The sequence below is a fragment of the Candidatus Salinivivens marinus genome (genome assembly GCF_965655845.1).
Lineage (GTDB): Bacteria > Pseudomonadota > Alphaproteobacteria > Rhodobacterales > Rhodobacteraceae > Salinivivens > Salinivivens marinus.
In genome coordinates, this window is sequence record NZ_CBFHHX010000005.1 from 37,128 (window position 1) to 59,669 (window position 22,542).

Sequence of the window (22,542 nt, forward strand, 5' to 3'; positions counted from 1 at the left end):
TACAGCAAGTTTAATTATCTCAGTAAGCGCCTTTCACAAACTTTTTTAAAAAATATGCATCTCCATCTACGGCTAAAATCTGATAGGCCACATCTATATCTACAAAAACAGCAGTGTGGTCGGCTTCTGTCGGTTCAGACTTTTTTAAAATAGGTTTTGCCAAATAAATATGACACAGTTTTTCTGCCCTCATATTGTATTCCGGCATATATACAAAGCGCCTAAATGCGCCTATTTTTTTTGGTCGCCCGATAATCCATCCCGTTTCCTCCATCACCTCTCTATAAAGAGCAGTTATAGGTTGCTCACCAGCATCAACACCGCCGCCTGGTAACTGAAACTCATTATGAGGATCCGCCTGAAAAGTGAGCAATATCTGCCTGCCAATAGGCAAAATCACATACACACCTGGCCGATAAAAATATTTTTTACCCCGCTCAATTTCTGTGGCGTAAGTCTTTATCATACAAAAAGTACTTCACATTTTGAAACTTGTCCTACTTGTTGCGAGCGTATAAGCATGATCTGATAATTCAAGGATAAAAAATGTCATTGGGAAATAAAATCGCGTGGGATGATACTGTCCTGCCATTTCAGCTTGATGCTGCAGATATGCGCGGCAGAATTGCCAGATTAGATGGAGTTTTACAAGGTATTCTTAAACAACATCAGTATCCTGAAGCAGTTGAAACATTGATCGCAGAAATGACATTACTGACGGCATTGATGGGAGAAAGTATCAAACTGCAGTGGAAATTATCGTTGCAAGTACAAACAAATGGCCCAGTCCGCATGATCGCGACTGATTTTTACGCTCCAAAAGCAACGGGAGAGACTGCACAAATTCGTGCATATGCCAGCTTTGACAAAGAAAAATTGACTGATAAAGCTCCATTTGATCAACTGGGCACAGGTTATTTTGCGGTATTAATAGACCAAGGTGAAGGAACGAAGCCTTATCAAGGGCTGTCACCGTTAAATGGAAAATCTCTTTCGGATAGTGCCGAAACCTATTTCGCTCAATCAGAGCAACTCCCAACGTCCTTTCATTTAAAATTTGGTAAAATAAAACAAGCGCATGGAAAAGAAAATTGGAGAGCGGGGGGCATAATGGTTCAGCATTTACCAACTTCTACTTTTCAAGCATCTGATGAATACAGCTCAGATCCGAGCGGGCTACTAAGCTCTCAAGATCTTCTTAATGGTGATAACGCAGAAAACTGGAACCGTATCAATTATCACCTTGGGACAATTGAGGAACTTGAAATGATTGGACCATCAGTAACTCCCTCTGAACTTCTCGTGAGGTTGTTTCATGAAGAAGGTCCCCGCATTTTCGATACTCAATCAGTGCGCTTTGGATGTAGTTGCTCAGAAGAACGAGTACGCCAATCACTGTCGATCTACTCCGCAAAAGATATTTCCAAAATGATAACGGAAGAAGGCCTCGTAACGGCAGACTGTCAATTTTGTGGTGCGCATTATGAATTAGACCCAAAATCAGTAGGTTTTGAGGCAGTGAACAGTGGCAACTGATTGGATAGCTACAATTAAAAAAGCCCTTGACGAGATGAGTATAAACTCATCAGACTTCGATCTTAATCAGAATGCCAGACTACCAAACAATAGAAAACTTAGTAAAGCTGGTGTTCTAGTTGGGATATGTTTCCCACAGCAAGGTGAACCATCAGTTTTACTAACTAAAAGAGCTTCACACCTAACAAATCATCCTGGCCAAGTTGCATTTCCTGGAGGAAAATTTGAACTGCAAGATATCACACTAACCAATACTGCTTTGCGTGAAGCAAAAGAGGAGATTGGACTTGATCGATATATACCACAAAAGTTAGGCGTATTACCAAATCATGAAACAATTACAAGATTTCTGGTAACTCCAGTCATGTTTAAGCTTCCAGACAAGCTCAATTTAAAAATAGACAAAAATGAGGTGGACGAAGTTTTCTATGTACCCCTCAGGCATATCTTGAATCTCGAAAGTTATCGTATTCAGGCTAGGAAATGGAAGGAAGAAGTAAGATACTATTATGTAGTTCCATATGGTCCGTATTATATTTGGGGTGCTACTGCTAGGATCCTGTATGGCTTTGCTGAAGGCTATAAGAATGCAAATAAATAGTGAATGGATAAAAAATAAGGTAACGCAAAATATTTTAAAAATATTCGAAGGTGCTGATCATAATGCATACCTCGTTGGAGGTTGCATTCGTAATAGTATTCTAAACATTCCTGTAACCGATATCGATATTTCAACCGACGCAACACCTCAACAAACCGTAGATCTTTTTAATAGAGAGAACTGCAAAGTTGCTCCAACAGGGTTTTCACACGGCACGGTAACCGTTATTTCAGAGGGCATCCCTTACCAGATCACAACAATGCGTTCTGATCAAAATACTGATGGAAGACATGCTGATGTGGTTTTTTCAGATGATATAAAAAAAGATGCTGAAAGAAGAGATTTTACAATAAATGCTCTGTATGCAGATTCCACTGGAAAGATTATAAATCCAATAGGGGGACTAGAAGACTTTAACCCTCTTGCGATAAAATTTATCGGTGACCCAAATAACCGTATACAAGAGGATTACTTGAGAATTTTGAGATTTTTTCGATTTCATGCACAATTTTCTGAACTAGTAACGCAATTCGATAAAGTCGCATTAGATGCGATCAAGAAAAACCAAGATGGACTGAAAAAACTCTCAAAGGAGCGGATTTGGAGCGAATTAAAAAAAATATTGTCCACCTCAAATCCAGCCCGATCTCTATATAAAATGTCACAGCTAGGCATTCTTAAAATAATTTTGGAAAATAAAAATGTCCATAATATAAAGAGATTTAATTTGATTGAAAAAAAAATAGGTCTTGAACCAGAACCAATTCGAAGGCTTGTTGCAATTACTGAGAATACCGAAGACACATTTCTTAATTTATCCCGCAAGGAGGCAAAAAAGTTTTCTCTACTGAAGGGACTTCTGAAAAAAAAGCATGACCCAGCTGAATTGGTTTATCAATTCAACAGGGAAATAGCGCAATCCGTGCTTGCAATTTATACATTTTATAAGGGGGAAAAGCTAAAACTAAGTGATATAAAAAAAATCGAAAAAGCCTGCCTGTTTCCCTGTCCAATAACAGGAGCACAAATATCTAAATATATGGATGGAGCGGCCGTAGGGATAAAAATAAAGGAAGCTCAACGCGCATGGATAAAAAGTAATTTCAAATCTGATGAAGCTAAAATACTCAGTGATATAGGGATAAAAACATCGACCCACTCTTGACAGGAATGGACTGTCTACTATCGTAATACTCTTTTGCGATCAACGGAACTTTTATGTTTAAATTTTTTGAGAGCCTTGTAGACCCATTCTGTCAATATGAGGAGACAGACACTCCTCCCAGAGAAATTTCGAATTTCTTAAGGGATTATACTAAACCTTTTTATTTTCTTTTTGGAGTAACCGCGTTCTTTGCCTTTTTACTGGCAACAATTGAACTTCTACTAATTTATGGCATAGGTCAAATTGTTGACCTGATGCAGACTGGATCGAGACAAGAAATTTTAGACAATGGTCTCTTTATTGCTTTTTTCCTAATCCTAGCTGGAATTGGAATGCCGTTAATTGCATCAATAACCGTTCTACTTAATAACAATTCGCTAATGCCCAATATAGCGACATTATTTCGTTGGAGAGGTCACAGGCAGGTTATGCGCCAGTCAGTTGGGTGGTTTGAAAGCGACTTTGCCGGTCGGATTGCCAACAGAGTCATGCAGACCCCTCGGTCAGCCGGTGAAGTAATTTATCATGTTTTTGATGCGTTTAGCTATATTGTCGCTTACCTGGTGGGAGCATTGTTTTTACTATTAAACGCAGAAATGGAACTCATTATTCCACTTTTGCTTTGGATGTTTGCATACGGATATCTGATAGTTTTTGTGGTAAAGCGCATTCAACCAGCCTCGCAGGCTGCTGCAGATGCTCGATCAAATTTAAACGGTTATATTGTAGACGCCTACACAAATATCCAATCTGTAAAATTATTCTCTAACGAACAAAAAGAACTCGAATATGCCAGAGAAGCTATCGCAGACACCCGAAATACCATTATAAAAGAATTGAGATTATATTCTATAATGGATATTTCACTCTCCTTTTTAAATGGCATTTTGACCGCAGGAACAATAGGTTGGGCCATATGGCTTTGGTATTCAGGCCAAACGTCAGTGGGTGTAGTAGCAGCTGCAGCCACTTTAGTACTACGAATAAGCGCAATGTCCGGATGGATAATGTGGGCTACTTCTACTTTCTTCCGCGAATTGGGTGTTATCCGAGAAGGGCTAGAGACGATAACCGAAAAAATTGAACTAGTTGATCATGAAAAAGCTGACCAGCTGAACCTTGGTAATGCAAAAATAGAAGTCCAAAATCTATATCATCATTACGGTAAAGACTTTGGTGGTCTTGATAATCTAAATATAAAAATTCCTGCTGGACAGAAAGTCGGTTTAGTTGGACCCTCAGGGGCTGGCAAGTCAACTCTTTTTAAGTTGCTTTTGCGTTTCTATGATGTCGAAAAGGGGAAAATACTAATAGATGACCAAAACATTTCACTCATAAAGCAGGAAAGTCTGAGGCATCATATTGGAACAATACAGCAAGACAGTAGCCTTTTACATCGAAGTATTAGAGAAAATATAAGCTATGGAAAGCCAGATGCGACAGAGGAAGAAATAATTAATGCTGCTAGAAAAGCACGCGCCCACGAATTTATCATTAACTTAAGAGATACTGATGGCAATCAAGGCTACTCCTCTAAAGTTGGTGAGCGTGGGGTTAAATTATCCGGAGGCCAAAGGCAACGAATTGCACTCGCTCGTGTCATTTTAAAGGATGCGCCAATTTTGCTTATGGACGAAGCCACAAGTGCGCTAGATAGCGACATAGAAGCTGCGATTAAAGAAACTTTTTCGTATTTGATGGAGGGAAAAACTGTGATCGCAATAGCACACCGGCTTTCAACAATTGTCAATATGGATCGGATACTTGTTATGAATAATGGACGCATTATCGAGGATGGCTCTCACACTGACCTATTAGCAAATAACGGTCTATATGCCAAATTGTGGGCACAGCAGTCTGGTGGATTCATACAAACGACTGTTAAATGATTAGCTGGTTATCCAATAAGATTGACTACAAGAAAGAAAGTGCATCTCCGCCGCCGCAAGAACTTTGGAAGTTTATAGTTTGGTCTTGTGGTGGGACTTGGAAATTCATATTTCTTGGTGCAGCGGCAAGCACATTAGCCGGATCATTTGAGATGATAACTACTATTGCACTTGGGTGGGTAGTAGATGCAGCACAAGTCGCTGATGATCGCACCTTTTTTTTCAATATAAATAAACTTCTTTTGTTTTTTTGTGTATTAATTTTTTTATTTTTCAGGCCACTAAGCTTTTGTCTAAGCGCACTTTTTCAAGCAGTTCTGGGCCCAAAAATACTTAATATGACCCTTCTTAGACTTCATAAATGGACCCTTGGCCAATCGGTAAGTTTTTTCGATAACGACTTTGCCGGCAGGATAGCCCAGAAACAACTGCAAACTGCCAATTCTTTGTCGACATTAATTACAGATTTTTTACAAACAGGTGTCTATGCTTTGGCGTCGGTAATTGCTGCAATGGTAATTGTCGGTTCTTTTGATTTAAAGAGCACAGCATTTGTAGCAGTCTGGTTAATAACTTATATTGCACTTATTAAAATATACATGCCGAGGATAAGACGAAAGTCAAAGTCTTATGCAGATTCAAAGGCGATGGTATCCGGCCAAATTATAGACACCATTAGCAACATAAAAACGGTGAAGCAATTCGCCCATATTTCCCATGAAAACGATGCTGCAGTTTTGGCAATGGATAAATACCTTAGCCGTTCCATCGATAGACAAAAAACTATGTTAGAGTTTCGTATCGTGCTTTTGACGCTAGCTGGTTTAATACCAGTAGGTCTCATCGGTTTGTCGTTGCTCTCTTGGGTCAATAACCTTGCCTCAGTCGGCGAGGTCACAATCGCTGGAGCTATAGCTCTGCGACTCGCACAAATGACGGGCTGGGTAAGTTTCACTCTTATGAATATTTATGCTCAGATAGGTGAAATTGAGGATGGTATCAAAACGCTTACGCCAAGATATACCCTTATAGATCAAAAGGCTGCAAAAAAATTAAAAATTGCAGAGCCAAGAATTAAAATTGAAAATTTAAAGTTTAAATATGGGCAAGAAATTGGAGGGATAAACGACCTTTCACTTGATGTTTCTGCGGGGGAAAGAATTGGCTTAGTCGGAGCATCAGGTGCAGGAAAATCTACATTAGTCAATCTGGTATTAAGATTTTATGATCCAGAAGGTGGACGAATTTTAATATCGGACCAAGACATATCGCAAGTGTCCCAGGACAGCCTTAGAAGTAAGATATCGGTGGTAACGCAGGATACATCTATGTTCAACAGGTCTGCTTATGAAAATATATTATATGGCAATCCTATTGCATCCTATGATGATGTTATTGACGCAGCACAGAAGGCTCAAGCATATCCATTCATAATGGATCTTACTGACAATCAAGGCCGTACGGGTTTTGACGCATACCTTGGAGAACGAGGTGTGAAGCTTTCGGGCGGTCAACGTCAGAGAATTGCTTTAGCGCGCGCAATCCTGAAAAAAGCTCCAATATTAATTTTAGATGAGGCTACTAGTGCTCTGGATAGCGATACCGAAGCTAAAATTCAACTCGCTCTAGATTATGTAATGCGTGACAAAACTGTATTTGCAATAGCTCACCGTCTATCTACCATTGTAAAAATGGATAGAATTATTGTACTACATGAGGGGAGAATACTGGAACAGGGGACACATCGCGAGTTACTAAAGAACAGTGGATTATACTCAAAGTATTGGGAGCAACAAGCAGGTGGTTTTATCGGCATTGACCAGATGGCAGTTTGAACTTTAAATCTAAATCATATAAGTTTTTCACGCTAAATAATGAATAAATATTAATTTTGCACTTGCTACAGACAGGGGTCCGTTTTGTTAAAAAGAGACTTTATTTTCTCCGGCATTGGTTGGATTTTAACCACTAGCTCTGTACTTTCAGCAACTAAATCGCGCGAAGTAACTGAAATTGTCGTAAAGAAAAGTGAGAGAAAACTATATTTATTTAGCGGTAATGAAGTGATTAAGTCGTACAAGGTAGATCTAGGCTTCGCCCCAAAGGGCCACAAAAATTTTGAGGGCGATGGCAAGACTCCTGAGGGAGCGTACAAAATTGATAGGAAGAACGCTAACAGCAAATATCATCTATCTGTTGGAATCTCTTACCCAAACCAAAAAGATCAACAGTTTGCAAAGTTAAAGGGCAAACTCCCAGGCGGCGATATTTTTATACACGGTACAGATAAACCTTTCCGCTGGTTTCAAAAAGATTGGACAGCTGGCTGTATTGCAGTGAGCAATAAAGAAATCCGCGAAATTTATAACTTAGTAAAAATTGGTACGCCAATTTTTATTGAACCATAGATAGTGATTTACCACCAAGGATCATAGTCCACCAGATTTTCCCATTGCGCTCTTGATACCACGCAAATCCTAATTCGTTTGCTCTAGGATCAAGTATAACATCTCTCGTGTTTTCACTATTAATCCATGCTGTTAATGTTGTAATCTCGCTTTCGTAAGTTTCTGAAATTGTTTCGCCTAAAAAGACCTTTTCATATCCCACTCGGGCTACTCTATCTAAAGGAGATGAGCCATCTGAACCAAAATGCCAAGGTCGATTTTGTATGGACATATCCCGGGCATGCGTAGCTGCAGCCGCGTTTAATTCTGAATTGAATTCTAAAACCTGAATACCTTTGGCAACTCTAAGGGCGTTTACTGCGTCTAACATCCGGAATTTAACTTCGGCAACATTTTGTCTATTTAATTTGTATATTTTCGGCAGAGGTTTTCCATCTGGACCTAGTTCTGGAGACCCCAATGCGTTGCAGCCTGATAACCAAAGTATCGAAAAAACTAAGAGCCACCTAATATTCAACATTCTTATCCCAGTTCGAACTGTAAATGCCAATATATTGATACTTTAAGCATATCATCCACAGTTTTATTTAACTTAACTATTTACTCTTTGCTTAGATTGTAAATAAAACATAATGGCAATATCAAATTTAAAGTTTGGGAATTAGTTATGGGAACTTGGTCAAGAAGATCTTTTGTAATGGCGTCATTTGCCTCTGTGAGTACTCCCGTCTGGTCACAGTCAAATGTTAATTCTGAAGACACTACTGAAATTGAGCAAGAAATTACAAAATCTCAACGCCACAATCTCTCAAGTTTCCGTGCACTGGATTGGCGTCCTTACTTTAGCAATTTGAAGAATGGTGCAATCCTCGTAGATATGACTTCAAGAGCGTTACATTTTTGGTCAGAAGATGCGGATATTTACAATCTATATCCATCTAGTGTGCCAATGTCAGACGAATTGACCCGTCGCGGCCGTACCAAAGTTATCAAAAAAGTTGAAGGTCCAAGCTGGCGGCCTACACCATCTATGCTTGAAAGAAACCCTGATTGGCCAGAATTTATGCCACCTGGCCCAGACAACCCACTGGGCACTCATGCTCTGTATTTGAGCTGGCAATATTACCGAATTCACGGCACACATGATACTCGAAAAATTGGACGCAGATCTTCCAATGGTTGCATTGGATTATATAACGAACATATTAACGAATTATTCAGTTTAACCAAAGTAGGAACCCAGGTACTACTTATTTAAAGTACATTGATAAAACTGAAAAAGGGCAACCGATTGATTATGCCTAAACTTGTTTTAAACGAAGTCTCCTACACTGCTTTCGGAAAAGTTATCCTAGAAAACCTAAAATTTACGTTGGAGGAGAAATCAATTGGCATTATAGGAAGAAATGGTTCGGGGAAATCCACATTAGCAAAAATTTTATGTGGATTGATTGAGCCAAGTAAAGGTGAGCTCGAAGTACATACTAACAAAATTACTGGAAACCATCCCAGTTTGAATATTGGAATAGTATTTCAAAATCCTGACCATCAAATAATTTTTGGAACAGTTGAGGATGAAATCGGATTTGGACTGAAAAATTTGGGGTATTCGAAATCAGAAATAAAAAAGAAAACTAACGAAACTCTAAAAAAATTCAATAAATCTAGCTGGATTGGATTGTCCACAGCAACATTATCTCAAGGGCAAAGACAGCTCTTATGTATAATGAGCGTATTTGCAATGGACCCGGCTATTTTAATTTTAGATGAGGTTTTCTCAGGATTAGATTTACCAACGAAAAAAGCATTAGATATTTATATAAAAGACTTACCGCAGATGGTGATACACATAACTCATGACTTGCCGAGTCTTCAAAGCTGTGAACGCATCATTTGGTTAGATAATGGAAAGATGTTTCTAGATGGACCACCCAAGTCGGTATTACCAGAATATTCCAAGCATATGCATAAACATTTAAGTCTATAATGTTAGCTCTTCGTTATCCTAAGCAAACTTGGTTAGAGAAAATGCCAGCCGGTCTAAAGATGGCACTTCTAGCTATAGCAACTAGTGGAATTTTTTTCATAGACTCAACTACAATTATGTTTCTCTTATTTGTGGCAACAATTTCATTTCAATTTCTATTCGGATGGCAAATTCTAAAATTTAGCTTGGGGCTTTTAAATCCCTTGTTACCCTTTGTCGCAATTATAGCATTTTGGCATCTATTTACGGGCGACTTATCGCAGGGGCTTTCAATTATACTAAGGCTATTATTAATTGTCAGTCTCGCTAACATCGTCACATGCTCAACAAACATGGGTGAGATTTCTGAAATTATTGAAAAAATACTTAGCCCATTACGATTTACGAAAATAAATATCCAGGCCGTGTCACTTTGCGTAATAATTTTTATCAGGTTCACACCGATTGTGCTCGAGAGACATAAAATTTTACACCTTGCATACAAATGCAGATCGGGTAAACGGCCCTCGTGGCAAATCATTTTGCCACTAATTTTAACTGTTATGGACGACGCAGATCATGTCGCACAGTCACTTCGATCAAGATCAAATTTAAAGGTTTAAATTAACAACATGGAAAAAAAGATAGTTCTGGTATCTTTGTTTGCAGCTTTGATTGCAGTTCTTGGGCTTGCGCCGAAAATGATGCTTGCTTCAGGAGTACCAATTACTGCTCAAAGTATGGGGATTATGTTATGTGGAACAGTTTTAGGAGCAAAAAGAGGGGCTTTGGCTGTTTTACTCTTCATAACACTCACCGCATTAGGTCTTCCATTACTATCAGGAGGGCGCGGTGGCCTAGGAGTGTTCGCCAGTCCGAGTGTTGGATTTATTGTTGGATTCCCACTGGCGGCCTTTGTCGCAGGTTGGATTACCTCTAAATTAAAACTTATTAATGTATTTTATTCGTCCTTGCTTGGAGCCGTTATAGGCGGAATTCTTATATTATATATTCCTGGTATCGTTGGAATGTCTATAATTTTGGATAAGTCTATTTCCGAAGCTGCATTAATTGCATTAATTTATTTACCGGGAGATTGTATAAAAGCTTTTCTCTGTGCCATGCTCACCCACACCTTATTCAAACTCCGTCCTGAAAATGTTTTGTCACGGATTTAAGTTAATCATAACAACCAAATATAGCTGCACTTCCTATACCCCCCGCCGCAGCTATGGCCGCCAGTCCCCAATCTCCTGGCGATAAATCAGAAAATAGTCTTGTAACTAGTATAGTACCTGATGCTCCAATAGGATGCCCTCTGGCAAGAGCACCCCCTTTTGGATTAGTTTTGACATTCCCAAGACCAGACTCTGATAGACATGCCATGGCTTGTGATGCGTAAGCCTCCATTACTTCAACCTGATTAATATTTTTTTGTCTTAAACCAGAGGCCTGGAAAACCTCTTCAATAGCAGTTATAGGAGCTAGACCAGGCAATTTTGGATTTGCACCTACTGTAGCACCAGAAATGAGCTTTAAGGCTTTTCTACCCTTAATTATATTTCTACAAATCACTACGAAGGATGCTGCGTCTGCTGAAATTGCTGTATTTGCATAGGTTACCGAACCAAATAATTTGGGAGCACGCTCACAAAGTTTGAGATTCAAATTCCTGGCATATGGATCAAATAAAGTATTTTCCGGACCTATGTTTACAATCTCATCGATTAGATATTTTTTTGATTTTAGAGCATTTACATGACTATTAATTGCAAACATATCTTGATCCATCTGTGTAAATCCAAATTGCTCTGCAATATTAAAAGCAGCTTCTGCCATCTGAATTTCTTGGTACAAATTTGGTGTAAATGCAGGAGCATCATAGGGAACTAATATTTTATCATATTCCTGCGCTAATCGAATGGGCCTATTTGAAAAGCTTTCAACACCCCCGGCGACTACTATATTGGCGCTACCCGCTTGCACCAATTTTATACCAAGCAATATCGCGTCAAGCCCCCCTACACATTGGCGGTCAATGCTAAGACCAGCAACTCTTTCTGGCAATTTACTTTCAAGAGCAATTGATCTCGCAGGATTACCCCCCGCTCCAAGAGCATTCGATACAATTAATTCATCAACGTCATCGAACTTGATTCCACTGGTTTCGATTAGATTATTTATAACTGGCGCTGCTAAATCATTTATTTTCAATGAGGAAAGGGGGCCATTAATTGGAGATACAATTGATCTTTTTGCGCCAACAATATAGGCAGATTGCATTTTACACGCCCCGCAGTTCTAACTTGCAAAAATCTGGTTTTCCTGATGGCAAAAGTGGAAAGTTTGCCAAGGTAAGTTCAATTATTTTTAATGAGCCATCAAGTGGTGGAATTAGTGAAATACATTCATCTATGAGCTTTTCTACATTCACTGCATCACTTGTTGCAATGTAAGCAATAGCTTTGTTACCTCTAAGAATATCGTATTCTTTTACTACCGCAGCCATCTTGACTTTTTTTTCTGCAAGTAGATATCTCTCAATTTCTTCAGGTATTATACTTTGATCCTTAATTTTAAATATTCGATCAATTCGGCCCAAAATAAACAGGTTTTGATCCTGATCAAATTTTGCCAATTCTCCCGGGCTTACCCAACCCGAGACTTGGTTTGAATTAATACCATTCTCACCAACATACTTTGAAAACAAATAAGGCGAACGAACCCAGACCCTACCAATTTCACCTTTTTTTACCGGCTCATTAGGCGATGCACCTAGGATTATCTCCACATCCTTGTAAGCCTTACCAACTGAACCTTTAGGTGTAAATTTATCTGATATGGAAATAAAACTCGTTTCGCTTGAACCATAAAATTGTTTTAACGCGGCATTTGGGGCTAGTTCTGATAGCTCCATTAGTGTGTTTTGTTCTGTCGAACCACCGCCGATAAATACATATTTTAAACTTTTAATACGATAATTCTTATACTTAGCGGTCAACATGAGCCTTAATTGTGTAGGCGTAACATAAAGTATTTCGATATTTTCACGCTCCAAATATTCTAATTGCTTGGTTGGACTTTGACCTTCTAGATAATGAACTTCACAACCTAAATGAAGGCCTTCTAGTGCCCCATAAAGCACTAAACTATGATTTAAAGAACCGAATAAAGCCACCTTACAGCCGCTAAGGTTAAAAAATTTATTGTTAATATTGAAACTTAATATCCAACTAATACAAGTTCGTTCTATGATTTTTGGAAGCCCAGTTGAACCGCCTGATATAGATTGAAACCCACCACCAATTACTGGTTTGTGCGAAGTGATACCATCAGAATTTATTCTGGGAGTTTTCCCTGAATGAAGTATCTCAAAAAATAGTGCAAGCTGATTAGCAATATCTGCTTTATCTCTTGATTTAGAGCGTGGAGAAATAAAAGATGACTTGTCACTCCATTTGAACAGATTCTGGTGCATTCAATGTCTCGAAATTATTTCTTATTATACGCAAGTGAAATACTGGGCAAAAGGCTAACATTTATCTCAACTCAAACGTCTTTTGGACGGGAAAACATAACTCATCTACTATAAATATTACTTTTAGCTAAAATAATCACTACACTTTATTTTCAACTCAATAAAGACTATAAAGATCAAACTAAGCTCGACACTATTTAGAATAAAAATAATAGGTAAATAGAATTTGGAATAAGTGAAAACCTGATTTATGCCGATACTATTTGATGAAAATAATTCCGACTATGAAGTGGGTCTACGGCCTGCTGAAAAAGTGATGCGCCTAAGTAGATTGGGTTCTTTTCACCAATCACGCTTGTCTTTTCTTAGAATTCTTTTGAGGCGGATCTCAGCCGAAAGATGGGAATTTAAGAGAAGAGTATTTGACATAAATGTCGACTGTTCTGGTACGGCAGTCTACACATATCAATTACTGAATAGAGCTTATTCACTTGTTGCTTTTGCACATAAAATTTCTGATGAAGCTCGTTCAGATCGAGTAATTGCTACAAAATGGGATGCTACTTTTGTACTTTTTGATGGTATTCCATCAAAGACGGACATCGATCGGTTAAGGAATAATGTTCCCGTTCAAGAAGCAGGTCGGGTAAGTGAAAAAGAAATTACTTTATCGAGAGCAAATAAGTCCGTTCGGCTCTGGGACTACGTTGTTGACTGTTTATCTGAAGGTAAACAACCAGATATTCAGGAAATAGAAAAAGTCGGATATCTTATGCGAACTACAGCTGTTTACGGTTCCGGAAAATTTGGAGCTATTGATTATAAAGAAATTTCAGATCGTTCCGAATTTGCCGCTCCATTTCAGGCAGAGATGCTCACAGTTTATATGATACGAGCATTTGTAGTTGATTTATTACAGCACGCTGCAAAAATAAAAAATCCCTCGAGATTTGTAAATCTTGAGCCAAGAATTAGCAAAATGCTTGGAGTAGGAAACTCTACTGGACTCGGAATGGCTCCGTTTTTAATTAATCATCCACAACTCCTAAACAACTGGATAAATGCAAAAGAAACAGCTTTAGCACGAATTCGAAGCCTCAAAACGCCAAAGCAGAAATGTGTCGACTTATTTAAAAATTATATAAAAAGGAGCAATTATTTAATTGAGAGTTGGCATTCACAACATGAATTGCAAATTGCAAAATTAAATGAATTAATACGAGACAAAATTACTTTGGATCATCATATAGGAAAGTTTAATTTTAAGAGGCCATATCCCTTTGATGCATTGTATAAATGGGCCGAGGAAACCCTGGGAGAGGAAGCACAAGAACTACTGGTATCCATTATATTAGAACCATTTGGTAACTTAATTGACAATCTAAGTAGTGAAATGAGTGATAATAATCAATCTAAGAATAAGATTAACGGCTCAATGCTGATTAGCGATTTTCTAAATAAGACCGAACAGCATTATGATTTTGCACTTAAGATAAATTGGGATAATTCAGAAAACAATCAGCTTGCCTGGTACATATCTGAAGAGAAACTGGAACCGCGCCTTGGGGACCGTTATAAAGAAAATGGTATAGGGTCTTATGAACAGCCCCTGCAACCTGGCCGTGATGTAGCTAAGATGTACGCTGACCTATTAAAATGGCAGCGCAACAAAAGTATTGCCGAGTTTCTTATGAAGCATCCAGAGCATCGTCATATAATACGCAGGTGTCAGATAGTTTTCACCAGTCCGTATGCAGAAATAAAAGACAATACGATTTCTAGAGATGTCATTCCTATCGACCTGCTTAGAGCAAAACTATCATTTTTCGGCGCGTTTCACTTTGATCCAAGATCAGACAGATGGGTAAGAATAAATATGTTTAAGGGCGCCCCAATGCCTGAGACTCTTAACGAAGAAAATTGCGATAATTGGACATATCCAGAACAGAAATCAATTTGAATTTATCAAAAAACGAATTTGTTTCACTTTGTAAAAAAAGCCTTAGAGGAAAAGGACATCACTGGGGAGTTTGTGAAGATTTATCCAGTGCTCTCCTTGCACTTGCAATAAATCAATTCCCAGCACCAAATATTCTACTTGAGGCGTTGAACACCGAAAATAGCAAGATTAACCAAATTTTGACCATACCCGACACTCGGGTTTATGAAGTATCTGATAAAATTGCTGGTGAGTTTTACGATCCACTTATAATCTTAGGATTAATATCTATTGATAGAGATTTTAAAAAACCTCCGCTAGAAATAACATTAGAAAACGAAGTATTTAAGTTAGAAGGTGACTTAATCTTTGGTAATCGTTCATATTTTAAGAAGAAAGTCACTGAAATTTACTTTCGTAAAATAGTAGATAGTAGAGATAAAAAACAAAACCTAGTAACGAGGATCTCAATAGACAAAACAACATTGAAAGCTATTGAGGCATGGTCAAATTTAGTTTATGCGCCGGCTACCGAAGAGAGTCGACAACTAGGTGCAGGTTCTGAACATTCAGATAACGATTAGGTTTTTATGCCTTATTCGACAAAATACTACTTAAGTAGATATTCTTCCTTTTTTGATAGGAGCCCATAAGCGCTTGTTAGTCAGATAAAGTAAAATCGACAAAACAACCAAAAATAATACTCCCACAAAACCAGTGTGTTTTCTAGCCATCATTTTAGGTTCTGCAGCCCACATCAAGAAAGCCGCAACATCCTCTGCTTCACTGTATAAGTCATTCGCGTGCCCATCATCAAAGTCGACGTCCTCGCCATACAAAGGTGGGGCCATAGCTATCCATTTTCCAGGATACGCCGTATTTTCATAAAAAACGGAGCCATACTCTTCTTTTTCTTCCCCAGTATATCCAGTTAATAAAGACGCAATATACTCTGCTCCCCCCATACCATTGACTAATTGACTTAGACCGGTTCCATAGGGACCATGAAAGCCCGCCCTTGCTTTTGCCATAAGTGAAAGGTCAGGAGCACCAGCGTCAACTACAGCTGGAAAATGATCAGACGGCACCGCAGCCCTATAATCGTCTAATTCTGCATCGTATACTTCGTAGTACTCAGCGTAAGCGCGAACTTGCTCTTCAGAGTAGCCTAGCCCGCCTTCATCACCGAGTGTCCTTAGAGGGACATATTTTAATCCGTGACACGAAGAACAAATTTCAGTGTACACTTTTAACCCGCGCTGGAGCTGGGTTTGGTCGTATGTACCAAGAGGCCCCTCGAAGGAAAAATCAAAATCTTCTACATAACTACCACCCCCAGCAGCAAATGTAGCGCTGGAAAAGAAGCCAGCTACCAAAGCTACAAAAGTTGACTTAAATAGGTACATCTTGTCTCCAATCATTATTCGGCCGGAGTAGCATCTGGTTTCGAATAAAAACCATCCGAATTGCCACCATCCTTTGAATATTTATTATTAAAATCTTCCTCAATTGTCGTCGGCTGAGCGTTTGGTTTTTCTATTATACCAAGTAATGGCAATATAATCAGAAAATAACCAAACCAATATGCAGAAGCTATCAATGATAAAGTTGCATATGGCTCTTCAGCGGGCATTGCTCCCAGCCACATCAGCGCAAAGAAATCAAAAATAAGAATACCAAACCACCATTTCAGCATAGGTCGGTAACGGCCGGATCGTACGTTTGATGTATCGAGCCATGGCGCCAAAGCCAATACAATAATAGCGCCAAACATTGCTAGCACTCCGAAAAATTTTGCATCAATAATTCCACCTGTTATGAATGACGCAAACTGTACCACCCACACCTCAGCAGTGAATGCTCGAAGAATTGCATAAAAGGGTAAGAAGTACCATTCTGGCACAATATGAGCAGGTGTTGATAAAGGATTAGCCTCTATATAATTATCCGGATGTCCTAAGTAGTTCGGCATAAACCCAACTATTGCAAAGAAGACCGCTAAAAGGACTGCCAATGCAAATAAATCCTTAATCACAAAGTAGGGCCAGAAAGAAACAGTGTCCTTTTCTGCTTCTGCTTTTGATGTCCTTCTCACTTCCACGCCAGTTGGATTATTATTCCCAGTAGTGTGAAAAGCCCAAATATGCACTATGACCAGTCCAGCGATTAAAAAAGGAAATAGATAATGCAAACTGAAAAATCTGTTCAAAGTGGCGTTATCTACTGCTGGTCCACCCAACAACAATGTTTGAATAGGCTCGCCAATAAACGGTATTGCGCCAAATAAGCCCGTAATCACGGTCGCGCCCCAGAAAGACATTTGACCCCATGGCAAAACGTACCCCATGAAGGCTGTGCCCATCATCAGTAGGTAAATTAACATTCCAATGATCCACGTGATCTCTCTTGGTGCCTTATATGAGCCATAATACAAACCTCTAAATATGTGTGCGTATACGGCTATAAAAAACAATGATGCACCATTTTGATGCAGGTAGCGTATCATGTGCCCGCCATTCACGTTTCGCATGATATGTTCAACCGAAGCAAATGCCATATCCACGTGCGGCGTGTAATGCATTACCAGGACAATCCCAGTTATAATTTGTAGGGCAAGGCAAAAGGTTAAAACGATCCCCCAGATCCACATCCAATTCAAGTTTTTTGGCGTGGGTATCATTATTGTATCGTAAAGCAACCCAACAATCGGCAATCGACTACTTAGCCATTTTGCGCCTTTAGTTTTTGGTTCGTAATGATCATGAGGTATTCCAGCCATCTCAATATATTCCTTTAACCAAGTTTTATCGTAGTTTCGTCAACAAATGAGGCCACAGGTACGGGCAAGTTCTCTGGTGCCGGACCCTTTCGAATGCGCCCCGAAGAATCGTAATGAGATCCATGGCATGGACAAAACCAACCACCAAACTCACCAGCGCCATCTCCCAATGGAACGCAGCCGAGATGGGTACAAACACCCATCATCACAAGCCATTCACCGGCTTCGTCCAAAGACCGATTTTCATCAGCTGCGCTTGTTTCAGGTATGTTTTCATTACGTGCAGTACCATCAGGCAAATCGTTTAAAGAAACGGATCGGGCTTCTTGAATCTCATCTTCAGTACGTCTGCGTATAAATACTGGCTTACCTAACCATTTAACAGTTAACTGTGTTCCTGGCTCCACTTCTGAAACATCAACTCTAATAGATGCGAGTGCTTTAACGTCAGCAGATGGATTCATTTGGTTTACTAATGGCCATACTGCTGCCGCAGCCGTCACAGCTCCAGCCCCTGCCGTTGCATAATATAAAAAATCTCGTCTAGTACCATCTGCTTCGTGAGTATCTGACACAGGATGTCTCCATTATATTTCAGTGTGATTGTTAAAATAACAATTAGAATCGAATAGTATTTAGCGCCCAATTAACCGATCGTCCAGCACTCCTGCACGTGGTTTTTTATTTAGCGCCGTTGTGTCGCAAGTGAAGAGCTCTGTATAACATTATAGAAACTATTCACGAACTAATTGTTCGTAATTTTTTGATACTGCTTGCGTAAGCTCTCCCACCTCAAAATTATAATTACCAATTTGCCCAACTGGAGTTATCTCGGCTGCAGACCCAGTCAACCAACATTGACTGAAGTCTTCCAATTCGCCCGGCAAAATATGCCTTTCATGGACCTTGACTCCCATCTTGGTAAGCATCTCAATAACTGTTTGTCGTGTTAATCCATTTAGGAACGCATCTGGCGTAGGAGTATGAACTTCACCATCCTTAACAAAAAATATATTTGCTCCAGTTGCCTCTGCAACGTAGCCCCGATAATCCATCATCATGGCATCTGAACACCCGTTGGCTTCTGCTGTGTGCTTTGACATTGTGGCAATCATATAGAGACCGGCGGCCTTAGCTTCAAAGGGTGCAGTTTTCGGATCTGGCCGCTGCCATTTTGCCACGTCTAATTTTGCACCTTTCATCTTAGCGTCGCCGTAATAATTACCCCAAGACCAGGTAGCGACGGCCAGATTTACAGGATTTCGCAGTGATGCAACACCCATATCCTCCCCGGCACCGCGCCAAGCTACTGCTCGTACATAAGCATCCTCTAGTTTGTTTGCACGTAAAGCGTCGTATTTGGCTTTTTCAATTTCATCAACGCTGTAAGGAATTTCAAAATCTACCATTTTCGCTGATTTTAAAAGTCTCTGAGAATGCAATACACTTTTAAATATTTTTCCATTATACGCGCGCTCACCTTCAAAAACTGAACTAGCATAATGCATCGCATGCGTTAAGATATGAACATTTGCATCACGCCATTCTATCAACTTACCATTCATCCAAATTTTGCCATCACGGTCGTCGTAGCTTCCTGACATAATTATTCCCTCTCAACTAAGCAGTCAAAATCTGCATCTCCCCGCAGAATTAAAGGGCCGATACGGATATAAAATACCAAAAAAATCGATAATCGCTAGCAGTTAAGCATTGGAATGTCAACAAGACTGACGTAAAATAGCCATGAATATTTGACTTAAAAAAGGTAATTTGAGCGAATGCAAAATGATCGAACCGGCGAAAGTCTCCTTTTCCTTACTGATGAGCAGCTGAGACAAGGTATTGAAGCTATGTTTTTTGCATATCGGGGATTTACAGCCGACCCCGATAGGATTCTTGAAAAATATAATTACGGCCGAGCTCATCATAGAGCAATGCATTTCATAAATCGTGTGCCGGGCACCAATGTTAACAATTTACTCAAGATATTAGGGGTCACAAAACAATCTTTAAACAGGGTCCTAAGAACGCTTATCCAAGATGAATTAGTAACTCTAAAAATTGGAACAAAAGATCGAAGAGAACGGCATTTATATCTCACAGATAACGGCAAATCGCTCGAAAAACAGCTTTCCACTGCCCAAAGTCACAGAATGCGTGAGGCATATCGCCGAGTTGGACCGGACGCGGTAACTGGCTTCAAACAGGTTCTCGAGGCAATGATGGATCCCAAACTTCAAGTTACTTACAAAAAATTACGCAGCAGTTGAATGAAGGAAGAGAAAAAACACATACTTATAGTAGATGACGATACTAGGATTTGTGATCTTTTAGAAAAATTCCTGAATAAAAATGGTTATCTTATATCCACTGTTCATAATGCTGAACAAGCGCGCCGCCTTCTCTTAGCCCTAGAGTTTGACCTAATTATTCTTGATGTAATGATGCCAGGGGAAAGCGGAATTGAGTTAACAGTGGACTTACGAAAAAACGATAAAACACCTATTCTATTATTAACAGCTAGAGGTGAAGCAGAAGACCGAATACTGGGGCTTGAAGCAGGAGCAGACGACTACCTGCCAAAACCTTTTGAACCTATGGAATTACTCCTCAGAATACAGGCTATCTTAAGGCGGACCGGTGAAATCTCATTGACTAGGAATAAGGATAATCCAATTTTGTCATTTGGAGACGTTAGTTTTGATACAGAACGAAATGAATTATGGGATAATGGAAAATTAATCTATCTCACTTCATCTGAGGCAAAGATTATGCAAATTTTTTCCCAAAGTGTTGGTATCCCAATTACAAGGTTTGATCTTATTAAAGCAATGCAAAATGATGGCAAAAATATGAACGATCGAGCCGTTGACGTGCAGATTACAAGACTAAGGCGAAAAATAGAGAACAAATCCAAAGAACCCAGATATCTTCAAACCATTAGAGGTATTGGTTACATGCTGACGGCAGATTGACTGTAAAATCAAAGGTTCTAATTTTTAACACTCGACGTGACATAATTTACTGAAAGATCTTTATCAGAAATACTCCATTGCCAAGAAATCGGATTGAAAACAAAGCCTTTTTTATCAACCATTTTCAAACCTGCTTTGGTGATTATATCCTCTAATTCCCGCGGCTTGAAAAATTTTGACCATTCGTGAGTTCCTTTTGGCAACCAACGCATAACGTACTCAGCTCCGATTATTGCCATAATGAAACTTTTAGGATTCCGATTTAACGTTGAACAAACCATCAACCCCCCATCTTTTAATAAAGCCTCACAAGTTTTTATATAACCGGAGGGATCAGCTACATGCTCTATAACTTCCATATTTAATATGACGTCAAACCTTTCGGTATCGGCCAATAAACCCTCAGCTGTCCCATGGCGGTAATCAATCTTGAGGTTACTTTGTTTTGCATGTGCCATAGCAACAGGAATGTTTCGTTCCGCCGCATCAACACCAACAACCTGTGCTCCAAGACGCGCCATCGGCTCACATAACAAACCACCACCACAGCCTATATCAAGAATTCTTAGCCCATTAAACGGCTTGGCGTTTGTTGGGTCACATCCAAACTCAGTTCTTATCATAGAAATTATATAATCTAAACGGCATGGATTAAGCATATGCAGGGGCTTGAATTTACCATTTGGATCCCACCATTCCTCGGCCATAGCCTCGAATTTAGCTATCTCGTCAGGATCAATACTTACTTGAGAGGCTTGCATTTTCATCTCCGAATGGTTTTTAATAATCTACGGATTATATAGTGAAGTAATGGACAGATACTCGGGACATAAAAGCGCAGGTGCTCAATTGTATCCAACAATTGATCCGTTTGACCAGCAAATACTTCATGTAGATGGTGGTCATCAAGTTTATTTTGAACAGTGCGGAAAGGCTGATGGCATACCTGTAGTAGTATTACACGGTGGCCCTGGTGGAGGTTGTAGCCCATCAATGCGTAGATATTTTGATCCAAAAATTTACAGAGTTATTCTCTTTGATCAGCGCGGTTGTGGAAGATCGAGGCCATATGCAAGCGTGGAAAATAATACCACTCAGGATTTGATAAAAGATATTGAGGCAATCCGTACTCATTTAGGCATAAACCAATGGATTGTATTCGGTGGAAGTTGGGGAGCAACTCTTGCTTTACTTTACGCACAAGCTTTCAAAAGTGCAGTTACCCATTTAGTTTTAAGAGGTGTATTTTTGATGACACGCACTGAGCTTGATTGGTTTTATGGAGGTGGTGCTGGAAAATTCTGGCCTGAACAATGGAAAAAATTCACTGATCCGATTCCAGTAGACGAACACCACGACCTAATCGCCGCCTATAATAAGAGACTTTTTTGTGGCAATGTATCAGTGGAAACAAAATACGGCCAAACGTGGTCGAACTGGGAAAATGCTTTGGCGTCTTTTCAAACGAATGGCAGAACGGCGTCAATGCCAGGGCCATACGCGAGGGCATTTGCCCGAATTGAAAATCACTATTTTTTAAATGGTGGTTTTCTAAAGAGCATGAACGAAATTTTGGAAAACACGGAGGCTATCAGCTCAATCCCGGGATTTGTAGTGCAAGGCCGGTTTGATATGATCTGTCCCCCAAAAAGCGCTTGGGATTTAGCGAATTGTTGGGATAATTGCGATCTTCGTATTGTCGACCATGCTGGTCATGCAATGTCAGAACCAGCAATTAGCTCCGAGTTGGTTAGAATAATGGATTTGATTGCGGAAACTATAAACGATTGAAACTAGACTTCA

24 protein-coding genes are annotated in these 22,542 nt (G+C 39.5%); 15 read left to right on the top strand and 9 right to left on the bottom strand.

Annotated features, from left to right (window positions below; genetic code table 11):
* Positions 1-19: 19 nt before the first annotated feature.
* On the bottom strand, positions 20-466 hold the full coding sequence (locus ACTF5Q_RS05900; protein ID WP_438953721.1) for an NUDIX domain-containing protein: 447 nt from the start codon (positions 464-466) through the stop codon (positions 20-22).
* 80 nt (positions 467-546) lie between these two features.
* On the opposite strand from ACTF5Q_RS05900, the gene ACTF5Q_RS05905 reads away from it, so the two are divergent.
* From ACTF5Q_RS05905 to ACTF5Q_RS05930, 6 genes are all read left to right on the top strand, one after another.
* Positions 547-1,536 (top strand): Hsp33 family molecular chaperone HslO, encoded by a 990-nt coding sequence (locus ACTF5Q_RS05905; RefSeq protein WP_438953722.1) that lies wholly within the window; start codon positions 547-549, stop codon positions 1,534-1,536.
* Positions 1,526-2,137, top strand: a complete 612-nt coding sequence (locus ACTF5Q_RS05910) for a CoA pyrophosphatase (RefSeq protein WP_438953723.1) — start codon at positions 1,526-1,528, stop codon at positions 2,135-2,137. Before ACTF5Q_RS05905 ends, ACTF5Q_RS05910 begins: the two co-directional genes overlap by 11 nt.
* Entirely contained in the window at positions 2,124-3,302 is a 1,179-nt protein-coding gene (locus ACTF5Q_RS05915; RefSeq protein WP_438953724.1) for a CCA tRNA nucleotidyltransferase, read from the top strand. Before ACTF5Q_RS05910 ends, ACTF5Q_RS05915 begins: the two co-directional genes overlap by 14 nt.
* A gap of 53 nt (positions 3,303-3,355) precedes the next feature.
* On the top strand, positions 3,356-5,191 hold the full coding sequence (locus tag ACTF5Q_RS05920; protein WP_438953725.1) for an ABC transporter ATP-binding protein: 1,836 nt from the start codon (positions 3,356-3,358) through the stop codon (positions 5,189-5,191).
* Positions 5,188-7,026, top strand: coding sequence for an ABC transporter ATP-binding protein (locus tag ACTF5Q_RS05925; protein ID WP_438953726.1), 1,839 nt, complete (start codon positions 5,188-5,190; stop codon positions 7,024-7,026). The genes ACTF5Q_RS05920 and ACTF5Q_RS05925 overlap by 4 nt, the downstream gene beginning before the upstream one ends.
* Before the next feature lie 84 nt (positions 7,027-7,110).
* Positions 7,111-7,599: a L,D-transpeptidase family protein gene (locus ACTF5Q_RS05930; RefSeq protein ID WP_438953727.1), complete on the top strand. Its 489-nt coding sequence runs from the start codon at positions 7,111-7,113 to the stop codon at positions 7,597-7,599.
* On the opposite strand, the gene ACTF5Q_RS05935 is transcribed toward ACTF5Q_RS05930, so the two are convergent.
* Positions 7,586-8,119, bottom strand: coding sequence for a CAP domain-containing protein (locus tag ACTF5Q_RS05935; protein ID WP_153691396.1), 534 nt, complete (start codon positions 8,117-8,119; stop codon positions 7,586-7,588). The genes ACTF5Q_RS05930 and ACTF5Q_RS05935 overlap by 14 nt on opposite strands.
* A 147-nt stretch (positions 8,120-8,266) precedes the next feature.
* Here ACTF5Q_RS05935 and ACTF5Q_RS05940 point away from each other — a divergent pair, with 147 nt between their 5' ends.
* Genes ACTF5Q_RS05940 through ACTF5Q_RS05955 form a run of 4 tightly spaced genes read left to right on the top strand, consistent with a single transcriptional unit; the run spans position 8,267 to position 10,743 of the window.
* Positions 8,267-8,857 carry a L,D-transpeptidase gene (locus ACTF5Q_RS05940; RefSeq protein WP_438953728.1) on the top strand — a complete coding sequence of 197 codons (591 nt, stop codon included), beginning with the start codon at positions 8,267-8,269 and terminating at the stop codon, positions 8,855-8,857.
* 39 nt (positions 8,858-8,896) lie between these two features.
* A complete protein-coding gene (locus tag ACTF5Q_RS05945) occupies positions 8,897-9,586 on the top strand; it encodes an energy-coupling factor ABC transporter ATP-binding protein (RefSeq protein WP_438953729.1) in 690 nt (229 codons plus the stop codon).
* A gap of 41 nt (positions 9,587-9,627) precedes the next feature.
* On the top strand, positions 9,628-10,188 hold the full coding sequence (locus tag ACTF5Q_RS05950; protein ID WP_438953730.1) for a CbiQ family ECF transporter T component: 561 nt from the start codon (positions 9,628-9,630) through the stop codon (positions 10,186-10,188).
* Between the two features lie 9 nt (positions 10,189-10,197).
* Positions 10,198-10,743, top strand: a complete 546-nt coding sequence (locus ACTF5Q_RS05955; protein WP_438953731.1) for a biotin transporter BioY — start codon at positions 10,198-10,200, stop codon at positions 10,741-10,743.
* A 1-nt stretch (position 10,744) separates the two neighbouring features.
* Here ACTF5Q_RS05955 and ACTF5Q_RS05960 read toward each other — a convergent pair whose 3' ends face one another.
* Positions 10,745-11,848, bottom strand: coding sequence for an acetyl-CoA C-acyltransferase (locus ACTF5Q_RS05960; RefSeq protein ID WP_438953732.1), 1,104 nt, complete (start codon positions 11,846-11,848; stop codon positions 10,745-10,747).
* Between the two features lies 1 nt (position 11,849).
* On the bottom strand, positions 11,850-13,043 hold the full coding sequence (locus tag ACTF5Q_RS05965; RefSeq protein ID WP_438953733.1) for an AMP-binding protein: 1,194 nt from the start codon (positions 13,041-13,043) through the stop codon (positions 11,850-11,852).
* A gap of 250 nt (positions 13,044-13,293) precedes the next feature.
* Here ACTF5Q_RS05965 and ACTF5Q_RS05970 point away from each other — a divergent pair, with 250 nt between their 5' ends.
* Both ACTF5Q_RS05970 and ACTF5Q_RS05975 read left to right on the top strand, forming a co-directional pair.
* The gene (locus ACTF5Q_RS05970; RefSeq protein ID WP_438953734.1) at positions 13,294-15,003 is read left to right on the top strand and encodes a hypothetical protein; all 1,710 of its coding nucleotides are present in this window, start codon (positions 13,294-13,296) and stop codon (positions 15,001-15,003) included.
* The gene (locus tag ACTF5Q_RS05975) at positions 15,000-15,566 is read left to right on the top strand and encodes a DUF3726 domain-containing protein (RefSeq protein ID WP_438953735.1); all 567 of its coding nucleotides are present in this window, start codon (positions 15,000-15,002) and stop codon (positions 15,564-15,566) included. Before ACTF5Q_RS05970 ends, ACTF5Q_RS05975 begins: the two co-directional genes overlap by 4 nt.
* 30 nt (positions 15,567-15,596) lie before the next feature.
* Here ACTF5Q_RS05975 and ACTF5Q_RS05980 read toward each other — a convergent pair whose 3' ends face one another.
* From ACTF5Q_RS05980 to ACTF5Q_RS05995, 4 genes are all read right to left on the bottom strand, one after another.
* Complete coding sequence (locus tag ACTF5Q_RS05980) at positions 15,597-16,388, bottom strand: cytochrome c1 (protein WP_438953736.1); 792 nt, start codon at positions 16,386-16,388, stop codon at positions 15,597-15,599.
* A gap of 14 nt (positions 16,389-16,402) precedes the next feature.
* Positions 16,403-17,761, bottom strand: coding sequence for a cytochrome b (petB, locus tag ACTF5Q_RS05985; protein WP_438953737.1), 1,359 nt, complete (start codon positions 17,759-17,761; stop codon positions 16,403-16,405).
* Positions 17,762-17,775: 14 nt separating this feature from the next.
* A complete protein-coding gene (gene petA, locus ACTF5Q_RS05990; protein WP_438953738.1) occupies positions 17,776-18,336 on the bottom strand; it encodes a ubiquinol-cytochrome c reductase iron-sulfur subunit in 561 nt (186 codons plus the stop codon).
* A 159-nt stretch (positions 18,337-18,495) separates the two neighbouring features.
* Positions 18,496-19,365, bottom strand: a complete 870-nt coding sequence (locus tag ACTF5Q_RS05995) for a branched-chain amino acid aminotransferase (RefSeq protein ID WP_154038184.1) — start codon at positions 19,363-19,365, stop codon at positions 18,496-18,498.
* Positions 19,366-19,542: 177 nt separating this feature from the next.
* On the opposite strand from ACTF5Q_RS05995, the gene ACTF5Q_RS06000 reads away from it, so the two are divergent.
* Both ACTF5Q_RS06000 and ACTF5Q_RS06005 read left to right on the top strand, forming a co-directional pair.
* Positions 19,543-20,034 (top strand): MarR family winged helix-turn-helix transcriptional regulator, encoded by a 492-nt coding sequence (locus tag ACTF5Q_RS06000; protein WP_153691384.1) that lies wholly within the window; start codon positions 19,543-19,545, stop codon positions 20,032-20,034.
* Positions 20,035-20,739, top strand: a complete 705-nt coding sequence (locus tag ACTF5Q_RS06005) for a response regulator (RefSeq protein ID WP_438953739.1) — start codon at positions 20,035-20,037, stop codon at positions 20,737-20,739.
* 17 nt (positions 20,740-20,756) lie between these two features.
* Here ACTF5Q_RS06005 and ubiG read toward each other — a convergent pair whose 3' ends face one another.
* The gene (gene ubiG / locus ACTF5Q_RS06010) at positions 20,757-21,500 is read right to left on the bottom strand and encodes a bifunctional 2-polyprenyl-6-hydroxyphenol methylase/3-demethylubiquinol 3-O-methyltransferase UbiG (protein WP_438953740.1); all 744 of its coding nucleotides are present in this window, start codon (positions 21,498-21,500) and stop codon (positions 20,757-20,759) included.
* 49 nt (positions 21,501-21,549) lie between these two features.
* Here ubiG and pip point away from each other — a divergent pair, with 49 nt between their 5' ends.
* Positions 21,550-22,530 carry a prolyl aminopeptidase gene (gene pip, locus ACTF5Q_RS06015; RefSeq protein WP_438953741.1) on the top strand — a complete coding sequence of 327 codons (981 nt, stop codon included), beginning with the start codon at positions 21,550-21,552 and terminating at the stop codon, positions 22,528-22,530.
* The last annotated feature ends 12 nt before the right edge of the window (positions 22,531-22,542 follow it).

Bases quoted from the DNA above. Each gene is read 5' to 3' on its own strand.
- ACTF5Q_RS05900 (WP_438953721.1), bottom strand. From the start codon at position 466: ATGATAAAGACTTACGCCACAGAAATTGAGCGGGGTAAAAAATATTTT.
- ACTF5Q_RS05905 (WP_438953722.1), top strand. From the start codon at position 547: ATGTCATTGGGAAATAAAATCGCGTGGGATGATACTGTCCTGCCATTT.
- ACTF5Q_RS05915 (WP_438953724.1), top strand. From the start codon at position 2,124: ATGCAAATAAATAGTGAATGGATAAAAAATAAGGTAACGCAAAATATT.
- ACTF5Q_RS05920 (WP_438953725.1), top strand. From the start codon at position 3,356: ATGTTTAAATTTTTTGAGAGCCTTGTAGACCCATTCTGTCAATATGAG.
- ACTF5Q_RS05925 (WP_438953726.1), top strand. From the start codon at position 5,188: ATGATTAGCTGGTTATCCAATAAGATTGACTACAAGAAAGAAAGTGCA.
- ACTF5Q_RS05935 (WP_153691396.1), bottom strand. From the start codon at position 8,119: ATGTTGAATATTAGGTGGCTCTTAGTTTTTTCGATACTTTGGTTATCA.
- ACTF5Q_RS05940 (WP_438953728.1), top strand. From the start codon at position 8,267: ATGGGAACTTGGTCAAGAAGATCTTTTGTAATGGCGTCATTTGCCTCT.
- ACTF5Q_RS05945 (WP_438953729.1), top strand. From the start codon at position 8,897: ATGCCTAAACTTGTTTTAAACGAAGTCTCCTACACTGCTTTCGGAAAA.
- ACTF5Q_RS05950 (WP_438953730.1), top strand. From the start codon at position 9,628: ATGCCAGCCGGTCTAAAGATGGCACTTCTAGCTATAGCAACTAGTGGA.
- ACTF5Q_RS05955 (WP_438953731.1), top strand. From the start codon at position 10,198: ATGGAAAAAAAGATAGTTCTGGTATCTTTGTTTGCAGCTTTGATTGCA.
- ACTF5Q_RS05960 (WP_438953732.1), bottom strand. From the start codon at position 11,848: ATGCAATCTGCCTATATTGTTGGCGCAAAAAGATCAATTGTATCTCCA.
- ACTF5Q_RS05965 (WP_438953733.1), bottom strand. From the start codon at position 13,043: ATGCACCAGAATCTGTTCAAATGGAGTGACAAGTCATCTTTTATTTCT.
- ACTF5Q_RS05970 (WP_438953734.1), top strand. From the start codon at position 13,294: ATGCCGATACTATTTGATGAAAATAATTCCGACTATGAAGTGGGTCTA.
- ACTF5Q_RS05980 (WP_438953736.1), bottom strand. From the start codon at position 16,388: ATGTACCTATTTAAGTCAACTTTTGTAGCTTTGGTAGCTGGCTTCTTT.
- petB (WP_438953737.1), bottom strand. From the start codon at position 17,761: ATGGCTGGAATACCTCATGATCATTACGAACCAAAAACTAAAGGCGCA.
- ACTF5Q_RS05995 (WP_154038184.1), bottom strand. From the start codon at position 19,365: ATGTCAGGAAGCTACGACGACCGTGATGGCAAAATTTGGATGAATGGT.
- ACTF5Q_RS06000 (WP_153691384.1), top strand. From the start codon at position 19,543: ATGCAAAATGATCGAACCGGCGAAAGTCTCCTTTTCCTTACTGATGAG.
- ACTF5Q_RS06005 (WP_438953739.1), top strand. From the start codon at position 20,035: ATGAAGGAAGAGAAAAAACACATACTTATAGTAGATGACGATACTAGG.
- ubiG (WP_438953740.1), bottom strand. From the start codon at position 21,500: ATGCAAGCCTCTCAAGTAAGTATTGATCCTGACGAGATAGCTAAATTC.
- pip (WP_438953741.1), top strand. From the start codon at position 21,550: ATGGACAGATACTCGGGACATAAAAGCGCAGGTGCTCAATTGTATCCA.